Origin of the sequence: Psychrobacter sp. KCTC 72983 (genome assembly GCF_014280455.1) — a bacterium.
GTDB lineage: Bacteria > Pseudomonadota > Gammaproteobacteria > Pseudomonadales > Moraxellaceae > Psychrobacter > Psychrobacter pacificensis.
Genome location: NZ_CP060390.1, coordinates 1,167,260 through 1,184,191, shown reverse-complemented (window position 1 = coordinate 1,184,191; position 16,932 = coordinate 1,167,260). Strand labels below are relative to the sequence as shown.

General features: G+C 44.1%; 17 protein-coding genes. 12 read left to right on the top strand and 5 right to left on the bottom strand.

Annotated elements, in window-relative coordinates:
- Positions 1–73: 73 nt before the first annotated feature.
- From PSBA01_RS05035 to PSBA01_RS05025, 3 genes are all read right to left on the bottom strand, one after another.
- Complete coding sequence (locus tag PSBA01_RS05035; protein ID WP_186475240.1) at positions 74–769, bottom strand: hypothetical protein; 696 nt, start codon at positions 767–769, stop codon at positions 74–76.
- Positions 770–819: 50 nt separating this feature from the next.
- Positions 820–1,827 carry a lipoate--protein ligase gene (locus PSBA01_RS05030; protein WP_093067311.1) on the bottom strand — a complete coding sequence of 336 codons (1,008 nt, stop codon included), beginning with the start codon at positions 1,825–1,827 and terminating at the stop codon, positions 820–822.
- Positions 1,828–2,053: 226 nt separating this feature from the next.
- Positions 2,054–2,308, bottom strand: coding sequence for a hypothetical protein (locus tag PSBA01_RS05025; protein WP_071002476.1), 255 nt, complete (start codon positions 2,306–2,308; stop codon positions 2,054–2,056).
- Between the two features lie 626 nt (positions 2,309–2,934).
- Here PSBA01_RS05025 and PSBA01_RS05020 point away from each other — a divergent pair.
- Together PSBA01_RS05020 and PSBA01_RS05015 are read left to right on the top strand one after the other, a co-directional pair.
- Positions 2,935–3,864, top strand: a complete 930-nt coding sequence (locus tag PSBA01_RS05020) for a DMT family transporter (protein WP_071002474.1) — start codon at positions 2,935–2,937, stop codon at positions 3,862–3,864.
- A 241-nt stretch (positions 3,865–4,105) separates the two neighbouring features.
- On the top strand, positions 4,106–5,212 hold the full coding sequence (locus PSBA01_RS05015) for an alkene reductase (protein ID WP_071002472.1): 1,107 nt from the start codon (positions 4,106–4,108) through the stop codon (positions 5,210–5,212).
- A gap of 98 nt (positions 5,213–5,310) precedes the next feature.
- On the opposite strand, the gene PSBA01_RS05010 is transcribed toward PSBA01_RS05015, so the two are convergent.
- Together PSBA01_RS05010 and PSBA01_RS05005 are read right to left on the bottom strand one after the other, a co-directional pair.
- Positions 5,311–6,327, bottom strand: a complete 1,017-nt coding sequence (locus tag PSBA01_RS05010) for a pirin family protein (RefSeq protein WP_093067314.1) — start codon at positions 6,325–6,327, stop codon at positions 5,311–5,313.
- A gap of 115 nt (positions 6,328–6,442) precedes the next feature.
- Positions 6,443–7,726: an NAD(P)/FAD-dependent oxidoreductase gene (locus PSBA01_RS05005; RefSeq protein ID WP_093067317.1), complete on the bottom strand. Its 1,284-nt coding sequence runs from the start codon at positions 7,724–7,726 to the stop codon at positions 6,443–6,445.
- A 438-nt stretch (positions 7,727–8,164) separates the two neighbouring features.
- Between PSBA01_RS05005 and acs the strand changes: the two genes are divergently transcribed.
- The 10 genes from acs (at position 8,165) to PSBA01_RS04955 (ending at position 16,885) form a co-directional block, all read left to right on the top strand.
- Positions 8,165–10,126, top strand: a complete 1,962-nt coding sequence (acs, locus tag PSBA01_RS05000) for an acetate--CoA ligase (protein ID WP_071002467.1) — start codon at positions 8,165–8,167, stop codon at positions 10,124–10,126.
- 259 nt (positions 10,127–10,385) lie between these two features.
- Positions 10,386–11,549: an NAD(P)/FAD-dependent oxidoreductase gene (locus PSBA01_RS04995; RefSeq protein WP_186475239.1), complete on the top strand. Its 1,164-nt coding sequence runs from the start codon at positions 10,386–10,388 to the stop codon at positions 11,547–11,549.
- Positions 11,550–11,852: 303 nt separating this feature from the next.
- Positions 11,853–13,190 carry a tyrosine-type recombinase/integrase gene (locus tag PSBA01_RS04990; RefSeq protein WP_186475238.1) on the top strand — a complete coding sequence of 446 codons (1,338 nt, stop codon included), beginning with the start codon at positions 11,853–11,855 and terminating at the stop codon, positions 13,188–13,190.
- 113 nt (positions 13,191–13,303) lie between these two features.
- Entirely contained in the window at positions 13,304–14,632 is a 1,329-nt protein-coding gene (locus tag PSBA01_RS04985; RefSeq protein ID WP_186475237.1) for a coiled-coil domain-containing protein, read from the top strand.
- A 151-nt stretch (positions 14,633–14,783) separates the two neighbouring features.
- Entirely contained in the window at positions 14,784–15,011 is a 228-nt protein-coding gene (locus tag PSBA01_RS04980; RefSeq protein WP_186475236.1) for a helix-turn-helix transcriptional regulator, read from the top strand.
- Between the two features lie 3 nt (positions 15,012–15,014).
- A complete protein-coding gene (locus PSBA01_RS04975; protein ID WP_186475235.1) occupies positions 15,015–15,269 on the top strand; it encodes a helix-turn-helix domain-containing protein in 255 nt (84 codons plus the stop codon).
- On the top strand, positions 15,266–15,541 hold the full coding sequence (locus PSBA01_RS04970) for a hypothetical protein (protein ID WP_186475234.1): 276 nt from the start codon (positions 15,266–15,268) through the stop codon (positions 15,539–15,541). Before PSBA01_RS04975 ends, PSBA01_RS04970 begins: the two co-directional genes overlap by 4 nt.
- Positions 15,534–15,809, top strand: a complete 276-nt coding sequence (locus PSBA01_RS04965) for a hypothetical protein (RefSeq protein ID WP_186475233.1) — start codon at positions 15,534–15,536, stop codon at positions 15,807–15,809. Before PSBA01_RS04970 ends, PSBA01_RS04965 begins: the two co-directional genes overlap by 8 nt.
- Complete coding sequence (locus tag PSBA01_RS04960) at positions 15,796–16,308, top strand: hypothetical protein (RefSeq protein WP_186475232.1); 513 nt, start codon at positions 15,796–15,798, stop codon at positions 16,306–16,308. The genes PSBA01_RS04965 and PSBA01_RS04960 overlap by 14 nt, the downstream gene beginning before the upstream one ends.
- On the top strand, positions 16,301–16,885 hold the full coding sequence (locus PSBA01_RS04955; protein WP_186475231.1) for a hypothetical protein: 585 nt from the start codon (positions 16,301–16,303) through the stop codon (positions 16,883–16,885). The genes PSBA01_RS04960 and PSBA01_RS04955 overlap by 8 nt, the downstream gene beginning before the upstream one ends.
- Positions 16,886–16,932: the final 47 nt, after the last annotated feature.

Below are 16,932 nucleotides of genomic sequence, written 5' to 3'. Positions count from 1 at the left end.
CCTTTGCTTAAGTACATTAATTTGCTAAAGAAACTAATTCTTGAAATTATTAATGATTCTTTATCTAGCTTGATTAAGGGATATTAAGTATTTTTTTTACTATTTTGTCATATATTAATTCTTTATGTATGATATTGATATCACTTCGATGTATGTCAGCATGTTTTTTCAATACTATTACTGCTTCCAGAGAGACTTCCTTTTTTATACTGAAAAACGATCCCAAAAGAAAATAAAGCCCTAAAAACAGTAATACATACTGATTGTCTACAGAGACATAGATTTTTGATAAGTACTCATATTCTAAGAAATAAGATAGAAAACCTACAATGAAAAAAACCGAGAGCATATAGTAAAAATAAGAATATATTTTATTTAGTGTTTTTAATATAGGGTATGAATATCTATAAATTAAGCAGATATTTTCATTTTCGTAAGTAATATAGTTATTTGCTTTTCTAAAAGTCGATAACTCAATATCGCAAGAATTGTTGGAGATATCAATAATTTTTCTACGATAATATTTACTTATATTTAATTTATAAATCTTGTGGAACACCTCTCTTTCATAGGTAGTAACTAACTGTTCTCTGAGTTTGTTATCAACTTTTTCTGTTTCAAAAGCTTCTTTGAGCTTATCCAAGCTATAGTATCTATTCTCTTGGTAAGATTTACATACCTTTCCTATCTCAAAAAGTATTTTCAATGTTGCCATGATAATTGCGATTGGCCATAAACTGTCTAAAGATTCAAGATTTAAACCTAACATTTCTGACTTCTATGTGATAAAAAATTAAACTATACACTTTTAATCATAAATTAGTAACCTTCCATCTCACTAGTCAGCCACTCAGATACATCGTCTATCTGTGCTGCCAATTCAGGATGTGCTTTGCCCAGCTCAGCAAGCTTGGCATTAATCTCATGCTTATTATATTTCACACCAGTCAATGTCTCTTTGAGCAAATCAATCAGCTCAATATTTAACGCATCAGAGAAGATAACAACCTCCGTAATCACAGCTTGCTTGATATCCAAATGCACATCCATCATGCCCCAATCAAAGCGCGTCTCGATATGATGGCTAAACTCAGGCGTCTTGCCAAAGCGCCAATCCCAGTCCGCCATCTGCTGATAGTAAGCGTTTAGCGCCGGCTGCTTGGCAAGGCTGGCTTCATCCAACTGCTCAACTGGCGCAGTTTCTCCATAATACTCACAAAACGCCTCGATAATCGCCTCAGACAAGGTCTCATGATTGATGGCATCATTGAACGCTACCAAGTTTGCCACGCGCGCACGTACCGATTTGATGCCTTTTGCTTTGAGCTTTAAGGGATGCGGATTGAGATAATCGCCAAGCTTTTGCATATTGGCATTGACTAGCAGTGTCCCGTGATGAAAACTGCGATCGGCGGCGTGTTTGAAGGCGCTGCCTGATATTTTTCGATCGCCCACTTGCATATCATTACGACCAGACTGCTCAGCATCGATACCCAGCTTTTTTAGCGCATTGATGATAATGGTAAAGTTGGCCGTTTGGTCGTACGCGTGTTTTGGGGATAAAAAAGTAAAATTGGTATTGCCCAAGTCATGAAATACCGCACCGCCGCCACTTTGACGCCGCGCCAAAAAGACATCGTCTGCTGCCATCTTATCCGTCTTGCATTCTACCCATGGATTTTGTGAGCGACCAATGACCACGGTCTCAGAGTTGCGCCATAAGAAAAGCGTGTGCGAGTCGGGATTGAGCGTATTAAATATCCAATCCTCGGTGGCAAGATTGAACCAAGGATTGGTCACCGCAGACTTTAAGATGCGCAGTTTCATGATGGATCCTTTTTTAATCGTTTTTATAGGGAAGTGCTACAAATAGATACTGATATTCTTACTGATAAAAGATTGGGGTTCAATGATAGAGTGGTAGGGAGAGTAATTCGATGGAATATGTAAGCAATACTATAACGTAAAAAGTATTAAGTCTTGCTGCTAGTAGTGGAAAAGCTGAGCAATAAGCTCAGCTTTATGATGTATTAAATCTCAATAATATCTCACTCTATTCAGCACAAATCTCCCACTGCGACTTGGTACTAAGATAACACTGCATCACCGCTTTGCCAGACTGCGCATAGGCATCACTGACGATACGCTGATTGCTTGGCAAACGATATCTGATAATGGCTGGCTCATCATTGACGGTGGTCGTCCATCCAGTGATCTCATTACGGTCATTGTAGTTTGCTTGATTAGATGTGGCCATTTTGCCAAGTCCTGGCAGGTTATAAGAGACCTGCCTAAAGCTATAACTCATCGCTGCACCTTCAGCGCCCTCATACTGACAGTTTAGCTTTTTGTGTAATTTGTCATCTATTTTTGTATCGCCAGATACGAGCCAATACCTCTTAGATAGTAAATAGATAGTAAAAAATTAGCAAACAAATATCAATTATTATATTTTTAAGGAAACCTCCTACTGATTAGATGGCATTGCTTATACTTTGATATTATTAAGATTGTCTATCGATGAGTCTTATTGTTAGAAAGCTTCGATATCAAGATAGGTTCTATTCTTATACATACTGATGAGGGTAATGACTCAAGAGTGACTTTGGAGTTTGCCAGTATATAAATAATAAAGCGCTGAAATAGGCTAAAGTAGAAAAATTGTAGGGTAGCAGCGTCTACTGGCTTTTCGCTCGATAAAGTATTTTACCCAGTTATCTAAGATATAGAAAAGCTAGACATCGTGAAATGGCTTTAAATAAGACAGGTTAATCCATAAGAATGTGCGATGACACCTATAAAAAGCAATATACAAGGTGGTTATAGATTTACCATCATAGTGCCTTATTAGCACATTAACCTCCACCACATATCAGACGGTTATGACCGACACGAGTTGGCAAATGCAGTCTACGTGCTTAATAGGATTATCCGATGACCAACCGTGATCTCATCATCTTTGTGACCCTCTCTTTTATGTGGTCACTCTCTTTTGTGTTTTATCGGGTTGGCGTGCCTGAATTTGGTTCGTTGGCATTTGCCAGTTTGCGGGTGATTTTTGCAGGATTGGTCATGCTCGTATTTGTACTGCTAAAAAAGAAAAACAGAGTTGGTATCAAACAGCACTGGAAAATGCTGTCGCTGGTTGGCTTATTCTCTGCCGCATTGCCATTTGTGTTGTTTTCTTTTTCTGCGCAGTCAGTGAATGCAGGCGTACTCGCCGTACTAAACGCTTCCGTACCGATGATGAGCGGCTTTATCGCTCGCGTCTTCTTTAAAGACAGACTGTCCAAAAAACAAGCGCTTGGATTGGTGATTGGGGTAGTTGGGGTGATTATATTGATGAGCGAAAGCTTATTTGGTGGTGGCGATCAGGGTAAAGGCTTGGTCGAGGGATTATTACCGATGGGCTACGCGCTATTCGCTTGTGTGGGTTATGCGCTTGGCGCAAACATCACCAAAAACTACTTATACGATGTCTCGCCAGTTGCGATCACGGCAGGTTCACTCATCATCGGTAGCCTTATCATGCTGCCGGTGACTTTTACAGAGTTCCCTTATGGCAAAGCGATCAGCATAAAGGCATGGGTATCTGTAATATGTATCGGTGTGTTTTCAACCGCCATTGCCCTTATTTTTATGAATCAGTTGATCAAAAATATTGGGCCAACGCGTGCCACGAGTATCACGTTAGTCATTCCAATTTTTGCGATTATTTTGGGCTATCTATTGCTTGGCGAGGCGCTAAATATACAAGCCATCATTGGTTCGATTGTGATATTAATCGGCACATATCTGTCATTAGAGCTATCAATTAAGAAAATGCTAAAGCCAAAAGACAAGGCCCAGATGAACAGTATTTAAGGCTTAGTAAACAGTCTTCGTAGTAAACAAATACAAAGATTTGTATAGGTGAATATTGTTGTATCTGTTTGTAAATATTGCTTGGAATAATGAAATCTATCCCCTATAAATGTAGGCGCTAAACGTAGATTTACTAATGATATTATAAGTTTTTCTAAACAGCATTCGATAATAATCAGTATGAATGATGGTTGCTATAACTAAAGATCATAAATAGCGACAATAACCAATAGGACAGATTATGGCACACGATATTTTATTTGAGCCTGTAAAAATGGGCACACAAACGCTAAAAAACCGCATTATGATGGCTCCACTGACACGTCTGCGTGCCGTTGAGCCAGGCGATGTCCCTATCACATGGGCAGCAGAGTACTACTCGCAGCGTGCAGGGGCGGGCCTTGTCATCACTGAAGCGACGCAAGTATCGTTTCAAGCAAAAGGCTATGCAGGCGCACCAGGGCTACATACTCAAGATCAAGTCACTGCATGGAAAGCCATCGTTGACAATGTCCATGCCAAAGGTGGCAAGATTGTCGTCCAGCTATGGCACACAGGACTTGTCTCACATGAAAGCGTACAACCTGAGCGCCGTGCGCCAATTTCAGCCTCAGATGTCGATGTAGGTATCCGTACCTCATTGCGTGATAGTGACAACCAAGCCATTCGCGCGGATGCCACGCCGCCGCGCCCAGCCAGTCTTGATGAGATTCAGCAAGTGGTTACTGACTTTGCACATGCAACCAAGTGCGCGCAGGAAGCGGGGTTTGATGGTATTGAGATTCATGGCGCGCATGGTTATTTGCTGCATCAGTTTTGGGCCAAGCATACCAATCAGCGTGACGATGAGTACGGTGGCAGCCGCGAAAACCGCGCGCGTCTGACCTTGGACGTGATTGATGCTTGCGCAGAGGCATGGGATGCTGATCACGTGGGTATTCGTATTTCACCACTTGGCACGTTCAACAATGTTGAGGGAGGCTACGAAGAAGACGATAACATTTGGCTGATTGAGCAAATCAACAAGCGTGGTCTAATGTATTTGCATCTGTCAGAGCCAGACTGGGCAGGGGGTACGCCGTATAGCGATGAGTTCCGTCAGCGTGTCCGTGATGCGTTCGATCAGACCATCATCGCGGCGGGAGGCTATGATGCGGACAAAGCAGAAAAAAATATCAAGGCAGGTTATATCGACGCAGTAGCATTCGGTCGTGATTATCTTGCCAATCCTGATCTCGCTGAACGTATTCAAGAGGGTGCACCGCTCAACGAGCAGCATCCAGAGAGCTTCTATGGTGGCAGCACGGTTGGCTACACTGATTATCCGTTTATGGATCAGGCGCAATAGTTTATTTGTCGGTTCTGCTGACTAAATAGCTAAATTATGCTTCATAAAAGCCCTCTGACTATCGGTAGTCAGAGGGCTTTTTTGTGCTTCTATTTTCATTATGTACCAAAATTGCCTGTTTGATAATCACGGAACGTTTGTCGTAGCTCATCTTGGGTATTCATTACAAAGGGGCCGTGACCTGCGATAGGCTCACCGATAGGTTCACCACTTAACAACAGTAGTTTGGCAGGAGTGTGTTCATCGTTATCGGTAGAATAGGTGAGCTCAATAGTATCGGTAGCAGCATCAGATAAAGGTACAGGTTGAGAATCTACAGATGGTTCAATCGGCGCTGCAAACTGAATCAGATTGCCTGCACTGATAGATGTGCCATTGACCAGTACTCGGCCTTCTTGTACGAGAAGCAGGGTATTGTGCGTGCTAGGTACTTCGAGTATCGTTGTGCCTGCGGTATGCAGCGCGATATCCCATAGGTTAATGGGCGTAAAGGTTACCGCATTACCTGTGACGCCATGCCAGTCACCTGCAATGATGGCAACTTGACCGATGACCGTTTGTTTGTCAGCGCTTTGAGCAACAGCATCTTTAGTAAGATTATCTTGAGAGTCGGCATCGCGACTGTCCACCAATTCTATGATAGGCATCTCAGCACGTTTGATAAATTGATATTTAGGATCAGTCAGCTTGTGCGCGCTTGGCAGATTGACCCACATTTGCACCATACTAAACACACCACCGCGCTGCCCAAACGCCTCAGAATGGAACTCTTCGTGTAGAATGCCGCGACCAGCGGTCATCCATTGCACATCGCCTTCCAAAATATCCCCGCGTCCACCGATAGAGTCAGCATGACTGATTTCACCTGAGTACGCGAGGGTGACGGTCTCAAAACCTTTATGAGGGTGTTTGCCAATGCCATGTGGCTGCGTCTGATAATCAGGATTTGGTGCAAATGTCGTCGGCTCGCCATAATCAAATAGTAAAAATGGATCGGTATGACTGTAATTGAAGTCTGGTTGGTCATCGACATAATTGATCAATGTTTTCACAAAGAATCCGTCACCGACCCAATGTGGTGCTTTATCACCATGAATCTGTTTGATTGGACGCATGGATTACCTCATGATTTTATCTAGCATAAGTCATATTAGTTAATATTATACCGCAATTTCATAATAAAATGAACTTATGTCGTGTTTATTTTAAGCTATCAAATGCGACTGCTTCTTAAACGACCTCGCCACTCACAAAGCCACTGGCCCAAGCCCATTGGAAGTTATAACCACCAAGCCAGCCTGTTACATCGAGCACTTCGCCGATGAAATACAAGCCCTCTTGTAGATTGCTTTGCATGGTCTTTGAGGATACCTCATCGGTTTTTACGCCGCCGCGGGTGACCTCGGCCGTGCGATAGCCTTCAGTACCAGACGGCTTGAGCTGCCAGCCGTTGAGGGTAGCGCCAAGCTCACTCAGTCGCTCATCTTTGATATTGGCAAGCTCAGTATCTTTGATATCGTCCCAAAGCTGGGTCTGTAGTGCTGCCAATAGTTTTTTGGGTAGTGCGTTGTCTGTGTTTTCTGCCAATACAGTACGGATCAGTTGGCGTGGGTGTGACTTTTTGCGGGTGAGTAAAATATCGGTGACATCTACATCGGGCAGTAGGTTAATGCTGATCGTCTCACCACTGTGCCAATAGTTCGATAGCTGGAGCATGGCAGGGCCAGAGAGCCCGCGATGGGTAAACAGTACAGGCAGTTTAAAAGAGATACGCTCGTTACTGGCAATGACTGGTAGGCTGATGCCTGCTAAGCTACGAATCAGCTCGCCTGTTTTGTCCGTGAAGGTAAATGGTACGAGACTGGCATCGGTTGCTATCAAGGTATGCCCAAACTGCTGCGCTAGCTCGTAGCCAATGCCGCTTGCGCCCATCGTTGGAATAGACAAACCACCAGTGGCTACCACTAACGACTCACAACGATAGCGCGTCTGTGACGATTGACTCTCGCTTGCGACGTCTTTTTTGCCAAGCTTTTTGCTGGTTATTAGCTCAAACCGTTTTGCTTTATCATGGTCAGTCGTCTGTACATGATTGATTTGGGTATTGAGCTTGATTTGCACACCGACAGCCGTACATTCATCAAGGAGCATAGTGAGGATATCTTGGGCAGAATCATCACAAAATAGCTGCCCGTGTTCACGCTCATGGTAGGGAATCTGATGCGCCTCTACCATGCCGATAAACTCCCAGCTTGGATAGCGACTCAGTGCCGACTTACAAAAGTGAGGATTGGCACCGATAAAATGCTCAGGTTCGACGAAGTAATTGGTAAAGTTGCAGCGGCCACCACCTGACATCAAAATCTTTTTGCCTGCTTTATTGGCGTGATCTATGACCAAAACGCGACGACCACGGCGACCGGCGGTGAGCGCACAATATAATCCTGAAGCGCCAGCGCCGACGATGATGACGTCATAGTGAGTAGAGGGTTGTGCATTGCGGTGATTAGTCATTGTGGTCTCGTAAAACAATCATTTAAAAAAAGGTGATAACAAAACCAATTGTATGTGTTAATAATACAGATCGGCGGTGTTGTCTAAAGCAGTATCGGTAGGGTAGCTATTGTCCATATTTCATTTGAGGTTACAAGGATTAAATGTGATATCCGATGAGCTGTGACATGGCATCTGCATATCAAGAGCACTCTTGATTGCGATGTTGCAATAATCCTTACTAATAACTCTTCAATAACCGCTGCTATCAATCACCAAGTATACAGATGTACAGCGAAATTGTTATGATTGGCTGATGATGTCTTGCAACCGACACGCTTATTTGTCAAACTATCGCTGAGTGTCACGCATTATGGAAGATGACTCTTATTGCCTGCATGGTTAGTCGTTATATACGATTTTCTGTGTAAGTCATGATAATTAAAAAGGAACCATACTATGACCCAGAAATCATTTCCAATCTCAGCCGAGTTTATGGCTGCTGCCAATACCACCCCTGAAAAGTATCTCGAAGACTACAATCAATCTATCGAATCAACCGAAGCAAATGATGCGTTTTGGGCGAAGCGTGCTGAGCTGATCGACTGGATAAAAAAACCGACCAAAGTCAGCAATGTCAATTATGACTTAGACGATTTCAGTATTAAATGGTTTGAAGATGGTGAGCTGAATATCTCCGTCAACTGTCTTGATCGTCACCTCGAAAAAGATCCATACAAGCCAGCTATTATTTGGGAAGGGGATCACCCTTCACTACACAAGATTATTTCTTTTAAAGAATTACATGAAGCAGTCTGTCGTCTGGGCAACTCGCTACGCAAGCTTGGCGTTGGCAAAGGCGATCGGGTCACGTTGTATATGCCAATGATACCAGAAGCCATGGTCTCGATGCTGGCATGTGCGCGTATTGGTGCGGTGCATTCAGTGGTATTTGGTGGGTTTTCTGCTGAGAGTCTGGGCAATCGTTTGATAGACAGTCGCTCAAAAGTCGTTATTACGGCTGATGAAGGTTTACGTGGCGGCAAACATACACCGCTCAAAGCCAATGTCGATCATGCTCTTGAGATGGATGGCACAGACAGTGTCGAAAAAGTCATCGTCGTCCACCGCACAGGCAACTCTATACCGATGAGCGGTCGCCGCGATGTCTGGTATCACAATCTCGTTGATGGGCAATCAGAAATCTGTGAGCCTGAAGTGATGAATGCCGAAGATCCATTATTCCTATTGTATACCTCTGGCTCAACGGGTAAACCCAAAGGCGTTGTGCATACCACAGGGGGTTATATCACTTATGCCTTGTCTACCTTCCGTGATGTCTTTGATGTCAAAGAAGATGACGTTTATTGGTGTACCGCAGATGTGGGCTGGATCACAGGTCATACCTACTCAACATATGCACCGCTCGCCAATGGCACCACGACAGTCATTTTTGAAGGGGTGCCAGAGTATCCAACATGGGCACGTATCGGACACATCATCGACAAGCACGACGTGACCATTTTATACACCGCCCCAACGGCGATTCGAGCAATGATGAAAGAGGGTGATGCCTTTGTACGTGAGTCAGATCGCTCAAGCCTGCGTTTGCTAGGTTCAGTCGGTGAGCCAATCAACCCAGAAGCGTGGGATTGGTACTATCATGTCGTTGGTGACAGCAAGTGTCCCATTGTCGATACGTGGTGGCAAACGGAGACAGGCGGTATTTTGATGGCACCGATTCCGGGAGCGGTCGATCTTAAGCCGGGTGCCGCGATGACGCCACTATATGGTATTAAACCTGAAGTCGTCAATGCTGAAGGCGCAATCATGGAAGGCGCTGCTGAAGGTAATTTGGTCATCAGTACTGGTTGGCCTGGGCAAATGCGTACGATCTACAATGACCATCCGCGCTTTTTGAAAACCTATTTTAGCGATTATCCCGGCTATTACTTCACAGGTGATGGTGCGCAGCGTGATGAAGACGGACATTATTGGATCACAGGCCGCGTGGATGACGTGCTAAACGTCTCAGGGCATCGCTTGGGTACGGCAGAGATTGAGAGTGCATTGGTTGCTCATCCGGCTACTGCCGAGGCCGCGATTGTTGGTATGCCGCATGAGATTCGCGGGACAGGTATCTGTGCCTTTATCATTCTAAAGTCTGGCGAAGAAAAAACAGACGATCTAAAAGCGGAGCTAAAACGTCATGTGCGTGCCGAGATTGGGCCGATTGCGACCTTAGATGCTATTTATATGGTGGATGCGCTACCAAAGACTCGCTCAGGAAAGATTATGCGTCGCATCTTGCGTAAGCTGGCAGAAGGTCAGTATGTCGGATTGGGCGACTTATCTACGCTGGCGGACAGCTCAGTGATCAATGATTTGGTCGAAGAAGTCAAAGCGAGCCGCGGAGAGTAGTTGCGTTAGCCCGTCTATCGGGCACGCGAACGGTGCTATTTCAACTTTGATATCCGTTCAGCAACGTCAAATAAAAGCCATGTTATCGTGAATAGCATGGCTTTTTTACGCAGACGATATTGATATTGCGGCGTTTTGACGATTCAATATCAATGGTCAACGAACATTGCTACCTACTAGTTGCCCGCCATATAAGAGATCGTTTTGCCATTTATAGATGGTAGCGACTCATAAATACTCGATAAGGTTTCCTGTCATTATGACTGATCATACTTTGCTCTCAACGGATAAATCTTCACCAAAAATCGCGATCATTGGTGGTGGTCTGACAGGACTGCTAACCGCGACACTACTAGAACGCGCCTCAAATCAGACACACGATCTATCCAATACACCGAAAATCACGATATTTGAAAAGTCGCGTAGTGTTGGCCGGTTAGCGACGCGCTATCGTACCGACAGTGAGACGGGCCGCAACTGGCAATGGGCGTTTGGGGCACAGTTCTTTACGGCAAAGACTGATAGTTTTCAGCAGTTTATCGCCCCTTGGCTAGAGACAGGGCTGCTACAGCCATGGTGTGCCAACGTGGTCGAGCTGACACCCGCCGATGATAATGGCCAATCGCCCGATATCCAAAGTAAAGAGCAGTGGGATACCGTGCACGCGCGCTATATCAGCACGCCAAAAATGACCAGTTGGGGACGTGAATTGGCCGCTGGGCTCAAGCACACAAACATAGTGTTTAAGACGCGTGTGGCTCCGCTTGGTGGGCATACCACTCACTCAGATGATAAAAAAACTGAGCTATTTGATGAGACAGGGGAGAGCCTCGGTTGGTTTGACTGGGTCATTTGTACTGCACCAAACGGTCAGGCAGTAGAGCTGATGGCAGACAGTGGGTTTAGTCAGCAAGTTAACATCACCCAGCCGCAGATGCAGGCCTGCTATACGTTGATGCTCGGTTGGGACAATGCCCAAGAATTACCTGAAACATTGAACTCTCAAACAGCACCGCAGTGGGATGTTGCTTATTCAAATAGTGAGGTACTCGATAGAATATTTATTGAACATCATAAACCCGCTCGTGATGAGCTATTACCAAGCATCACCATTCATGCGCGTAATGACTGGTCACAAGTCCACGTCGATGATGATTTGGAGACAGTCAAAGCCGCGTTATTAATGGCAGCGCAGCAAGCCTTAAACTGGGGCAAAGATAGTGCTCCAAGCCAAACAGATTGTCATCGCTGGCGCTATGCGGCTACTATAATAGATATAGATACTAAAGAGCTAGGTATCTTAGTCGATGAAACCAGACAGTGGATGGTCAGTGGTGACTGGTGCGCACGCGGCAATATCGAAAGCTGCTATCAGGTAGCTCGGCAGACAGTAGAGGCAGTCTATAGGGCACGATCTATATGAGTTGATTGCTGGCTGAATCTATCGGCTGCCAATCGCTAGAGAGGTTTTTACGTGTTTATAGCGATAGGCATCGAGATTTGAACCTGTTATAAATAGCGAGGCAAAAAAAAGCCCACAGAGGGGGTTATTGTGGGGCTATCTCACGTTATCTATTGTTAGCTTAAAGCTATATATTACGTGCATTACATGCTAATATCTATTATCTAGCGTTATCACAAGTGACCACCAATTAGTTACATAAATGGTGGTCAAAGTGGTGGTCAGATTTTTAACGCGATAAATGAGCAATAGAGGCGTGTAGTCATGGCGGCATTAACAACTGATACCCAAATCAAGCGAGCGATCAAAGACGCACAGGGACAAAAGCGCGTTTATCACACCATTGGTGGCTATGCTGGCTTACGTTTGCGCTTACGTGGTGGCTGTATAGAGTTTCAGCACCGCTACACGCACCCTATCACTGGTAAGCGTAAAGAGATGACGCTAGGACAATACCCAGCTTTGACGCTTGAGCAGGCAAGACAGACACACGCCGATAATATGCGAATGCTTGCCCAAATGATTGACCCTATCACCCAGCGTGATAATGAACGTGCAAGACAAGCTACTGCTATAACCAACACCTTTCAAGCGGTGGCTGATGATTGGCTTTATGAGCTGACAAGCAACCCTGACCACCAGCCAGCGACCAGCACCCTAAGGAATATCAATAATTACCTTAAGCCATTAGTAACTGCTTTCGGTCAATTACCAGTTGGTGAGATCACAAGTCAGCAAGTGCTTGCCCTATGCCGTGAAATACAAAAGGAATACGTCCATAAAGGCAACCGTGTGAAGCATATGGCGCAGCGTATCTTTGCCCATGCTGTGCTAAAAGGCTTCATTGAGTACAACCCAGTAACGCAGCTATCAGGTGCCAAAGCATTGAAGGCCACACGAACCAAGCACCATGCGTCACTGACAGACCCCAAAGACTTTGCTGTACTACTAAACGATATTGAGCTGCTAAGCAGTACAAGCCAACCATACAATAAGCCTATATTGCAGTTACTAGCCTTAACCTTTGCCCGTGTGGGCGATATATGCGCGATGAAATGGGCAGATATTGATCTGAACGCTAAGCAATGGGTTTTTACCCCTCAAAAAGGGCAGAGGCGCGATGACATGGTAGAAAGCCTTGTTATTCCACTAGCACCGCAAGCAATAGCAGTGCTTGAGCGATTGCGGCCACTGACAGGTGGGCATGAATATGTGTTTTATAACCCTAAACGTAAGAAAGGTAATTACCAAGACCCACAGGCAGTGAACAAAGTCTTAAACGACCCATCTATGAACGGCGGCGGCATTGGTGCCAATTACGAGGGTAGAGGCTATAAAGAAGTTCACACGCCCCACGGCTTTAGAGCCAGCGCAAAAACTATGCTGATGGAACGATTAGGCTATGACGAACTGCTAACAGAGATACAGTTAGGGCACCAAATGCTTAACAAGTACGGCAAGGCTTATAACCGTATGCAAGCCATACCTGAGCGCACGCGCATGATGACGGACTGGGCGAACTATTTAGATAATATTAAGGCTGGCAAGTTTGATAACGTCATACACGCCAGCTTTAAACAACAATCACAAAAGCTAGGTTAAGGCTTAGCACCAACTATGCAAGGCTAGGACTAATTACCCGAACGACAGCTATTCACACCCTTATGCTGTCACCGCCTTGCACCTATTTTGATTAAGGGTGTAGGGGTGTGAATGTGAGTATCTTAATTGATGAACTAGAAGCGCGTAAAAATGATTATATTTTAGTAGCAGATGTAATAGAAGCAATGGCAAATGCAACTAATAGCAAACCTAATGATGTAGTAAAGTATCTTAATGCCCATGATGTTGATGAACATCTCACCGTGTTTTATATGGGTGAGAATTATAATTTCTACCAATATAATGGCTTCCTAGTAAACGTAGGTAATGACGCAAACACAACTTACTTTCGAATGTCCGATATAGTAGCGTTTGAGCCAATCACAAAGCACGGTATTTTTGACGACAAGCAAACCCCTTTAGTTAACGATGTTTATGGGCGGACTTATGATATTAGTCAGTATAAGAAAAATCGTGAGGACGACTACCTAACATCAAGTGAAGCTTTAGATTTTCTTAATCACAATACTGACATTAATATTTCAAGTTATGATTATAAAAAGCTAAGAGATTTAGCAAGAAAAAAGCTCATAACTCCATGCTTTTATTTTAGTGGCTATGTTGGCAGCTTTACAGGTGGCCACGATAATTCTTTACATACAGAAATTATAACGAGTTACTTCACATATAGACTGCTAACTGAGGAAGTTTATAATTCTGATGACTACATGAAGCTACCAAACGACGGAGTTAAAATCTATAGATTGTTGGAAAAGCAAACTGGAGAATATGTAGATTATGATGATGGTTTATTCTTATTTTTTGAAAAACCATCAAACCTAGATGATGCTGAGAAATTGAAGCTAACACATATGGAAGCTGATGAGATTAGGTTTTCAAAGCGAGAACTAGAAAGTTATATAACCTCAATCCAACCTGACAATGATAATGATGATTACTTTATTGAGCATGTGAAATTAGTTAATGACGATAAGCTCAAACAGTTAGACAGTTTAAAAACTGAAAATGACAAACTTAACGCTAGATTGAACAAAGCTAGTGACATTTACAGGCAGAACCAAAGCGAGATTAAAGAACTCAAAGCGCAGCTTAAGAAAGTGAACGCCGATAATGCAGTCCTTAACGAGCAGCTAAGCAATAAGATAGACGCGCCAGCCGATGACCTCACCTTGCAAACCATCTTAGATGAAAGCCATAATGAACACGCCCCCGATTTAAAGCACGCCATTAACTTACGGATTGATTTATATATTAACAAAGGTGTAGGCGGCGGCTCGCATTCTGCTATGGCGAATAATTGGATATATGGCAATACAGGATATGAAAGTAGCACGGAAAGCAGCCCAGTTAAAAGATTAAGAGAGATCACAACGCCTTTAAAGGATTTTGGAGGACAAAGACCAAAGGAGGTTAAAAAATAATTTATCCGTAAGTCTTTGATTTATATATACCTTAGGTAGCTTACCTAAGGTATTTTTTTGTTTACCCCACTTACCTGACCCAACAATCAAAAAGCTATATTGCTAACACTTACTAACGCCAATCACTGGCATTACATAGGAGTTAGCAATCATGCTAAACATTGCAGACAATCCCCAAACCCCTAGCACCTTACACCCACAAGGGCAGACGCGCATCAAAGCCGCCGCCGATCTCATAGGCGTTCACCACCAAACGTTACGCCGCTGGTGGAAAGCGGACAAATTCCCAAAACCAACCGACATTAACGGCATTTTGTTATTTAAAAATGCCGACCTATTGGCATGGCTTGATCGTCAGCATTCAGCAAGCGAGGTGTAAGACATGAACACACGGCAACCAAAAAAGAGCTATAAGCAGATTATCCATAATCACATGCTGGCAGGTAACAGCCTATCTACTTATGAGGCTTTTGATCTATGGCAAATCACATGCTTTTTACAGCGGATCAGTGAGCTAAGAGCGCAAGGCGTAGTTATTCAAGATAAGACAGTCAAACGCAATGGTAAGACGTTCAAAATTTACTGGATAGACACGCCAGCCGATACCGATAACAACGCTAGTGGGGTGCAATCATGAGCCAATCAAACGACATTTTAGAGCCGCGCCTAGTGGCAGTAGATAGCTATTATCTGTCTGTCATTAATGACCGCATACAAGACCTATCAAGCAATAGCGAGCACCTAGCAATGGCGCTTAGTGCGATTAGTACCGATGATGACGCAAGCAAGGGCGTAATAGTCGCTGTGAAGTCTGCCTTATTCGCTAACAGTGAACTAGCAACCATTTTAAGCGAACAGATGGACGGGCTTATCTTACTACCTGAAATCAAGGTGAACGACTATGAGTGATAACGACTTTATAACTCAAGTCATGGACGGGCTAAAAGAACAGGGCGTGCTGATGATGCCTGATGGCTTTATCGACCAGCTAATCATTACCTTGCACGCCAATGTGACAATCATTAACACCATGACCCAATTAGCAGAAATAGAAGTAAAAATGTTAGGCAGCTTGTTACCGACAGGCAGCCGACAAGTGGAGTCACTAAAAGAGCTATCGACACGCATAGCAGAAATAGCCTTTAACGTGGAGGACGTAAGAAATGACCAAAGATAACAGAACCAGTCTAAAAGCCGACCACGGGCAGCACAGCGACAGCCAGCCACACAAACGAGGCTTACTACTGAGATTTATCATCTTTATGGCATGGGTGGCAGGTATTGGCTTGCTACTGTCATTGGTAGCTTGCCAGCCAGCACAAGCAAAACCGATTGCAAGTGATGATAACAGCGGTTATCATAGCCACACTACTAAACTAATAGCGGTTAAGCCAAGCCGTCATTCATTGGCTATTTTTGTGCCTAAAACTTGCCTGACTACTAACCAGCAAGCTACTACGGGCATGAATAAAAATACGTCTGTCTTTATACAGGCACGTCATATATTTAGCGCCTTTATTGGTGCGAACATCTATGACGGGTTGATAGAGCCTAATACAAAAGCCTTTACGGTAAATAAGCTCAACCGTCTATTAGCGGTAGTTAAGACCCGTCACCCTATTTTTATGGGTGACAACAAACTAACTAATCTAATAGGAGGGCATAATCATGCCTAAATCAATCCGTACGACCTCAAACACCCAAACCACTACCAACAGCACACCAGCCACATTCAAGGCAGGTGACAGCGTGCTATGCCCGTCTGTGGGCAGTGGTACTTATAAGCTAGTCCAAAAGTCAAAAGACTGTCTTACTATCAATATTGGCAATGTTGAGTGCCTATATCGCGCTGATGGTAGGGCTTATCATGATGACTGCTACGCACTGCCCCAGTTATTCCACGACACCAAAGCCAACCGCCAAGCGATAGCCACGCTATACAATGGCAGCCAATCAAGCCAGCTCAAAGTCATAGACACCACAGAGGCAGACGATAAAGAGGCGGTTTTAATATCAGCTTTTGATTTATCAGGTATTGTCTGTGACATTGAAGGTGCTGCTACTGTCATAAGCGATATTGGCAAACTCTTAGCCCTCATTCATTACGAAAAAATAGACACTAACACCGCTATATCAATGGCGCGATTGACGCACGATACCACGGTAACGTGGGACGACTTATTACAAAGACAAGCAAGCGCAATCAAAGAAACCCTAGCAATGACCCGTTACGGCAGGGAGGGCAGCAAATGAAACGCTACCCACCAAAACAAAGCCGTAAGTATGCCAAGCGCAAAAGC

What these genes read in the sequence shown, in the direction of transcription:
- PSBA01_RS05035 (WP_186475240.1), bottom strand. Translation starts at nt 769, where the DNA reads ATGTTAGGTTTAAATCTTGAATCTTTAGACAGTTTATGGCCAATCGCA.
- PSBA01_RS05030 (WP_093067311.1), bottom strand. Translation starts at nt 1,827, where the DNA reads ATGAAACTGCGCATCTTAAAGTCTGCGGTGACCAATCCTTGGTTCAAT.
- PSBA01_RS05025 (WP_071002476.1), bottom strand. Translation starts at nt 2,308, where the DNA reads ATGAGTTATAGCTTTAGGCAGGTCTCTTATAACCTGCCAGGACTTGGC.
- PSBA01_RS05020 (WP_071002474.1), top strand. Translation starts at nt 2,935, where the DNA reads ATGACCAACCGTGATCTCATCATCTTTGTGACCCTCTCTTTTATGTGG.
- PSBA01_RS05015 (WP_071002472.1), top strand. Translation starts at nt 4,106, where the DNA reads ATGGCACACGATATTTTATTTGAGCCTGTAAAAATGGGCACACAAACG.
- PSBA01_RS05010 (WP_093067314.1), bottom strand. Translation starts at nt 6,327, where the DNA reads ATGCGTCCAATCAAACAGATTCATGGTGATAAAGCACCACATTGGGTC.
- PSBA01_RS05005 (WP_093067317.1), bottom strand. Translation starts at nt 7,726, where the DNA reads ATGACTAATCACCGCAATGCACAACCCTCTACTCACTATGACGTCATC.
- acs (WP_071002467.1), top strand. Translation starts at nt 8,165, where the DNA reads ATGACCCAGAAATCATTTCCAATCTCAGCCGAGTTTATGGCTGCTGCC.
- PSBA01_RS04995 (WP_186475239.1), top strand. Translation starts at nt 10,386, where the DNA reads ATGACTGATCATACTTTGCTCTCAACGGATAAATCTTCACCAAAAATC.
- PSBA01_RS04990 (WP_186475238.1), top strand. Translation starts at nt 11,853, where the DNA reads ATGGCGGCATTAACAACTGATACCCAAATCAAGCGAGCGATCAAAGAC.
- PSBA01_RS04980 (WP_186475236.1), top strand. Translation starts at nt 14,784, where the DNA reads ATGCTAAACATTGCAGACAATCCCCAAACCCCTAGCACCTTACACCCA.
- PSBA01_RS04975 (WP_186475235.1), top strand. Translation starts at nt 15,015, where the DNA reads ATGAACACACGGCAACCAAAAAAGAGCTATAAGCAGATTATCCATAAT.
- PSBA01_RS04970 (WP_186475234.1), top strand. Translation starts at nt 15,266, where the DNA reads ATGAGCCAATCAAACGACATTTTAGAGCCGCGCCTAGTGGCAGTAGAT.
- PSBA01_RS04965 (WP_186475233.1), top strand. Translation starts at nt 15,534, where the DNA reads ATGAGTGATAACGACTTTATAACTCAAGTCATGGACGGGCTAAAAGAA.
- PSBA01_RS04960 (WP_186475232.1), top strand. Translation starts at nt 15,796, where the DNA reads ATGACCAAAGATAACAGAACCAGTCTAAAAGCCGACCACGGGCAGCAC.
- PSBA01_RS04955 (WP_186475231.1), top strand. Translation starts at nt 16,301, where the DNA reads ATGCCTAAATCAATCCGTACGACCTCAAACACCCAAACCACTACCAAC.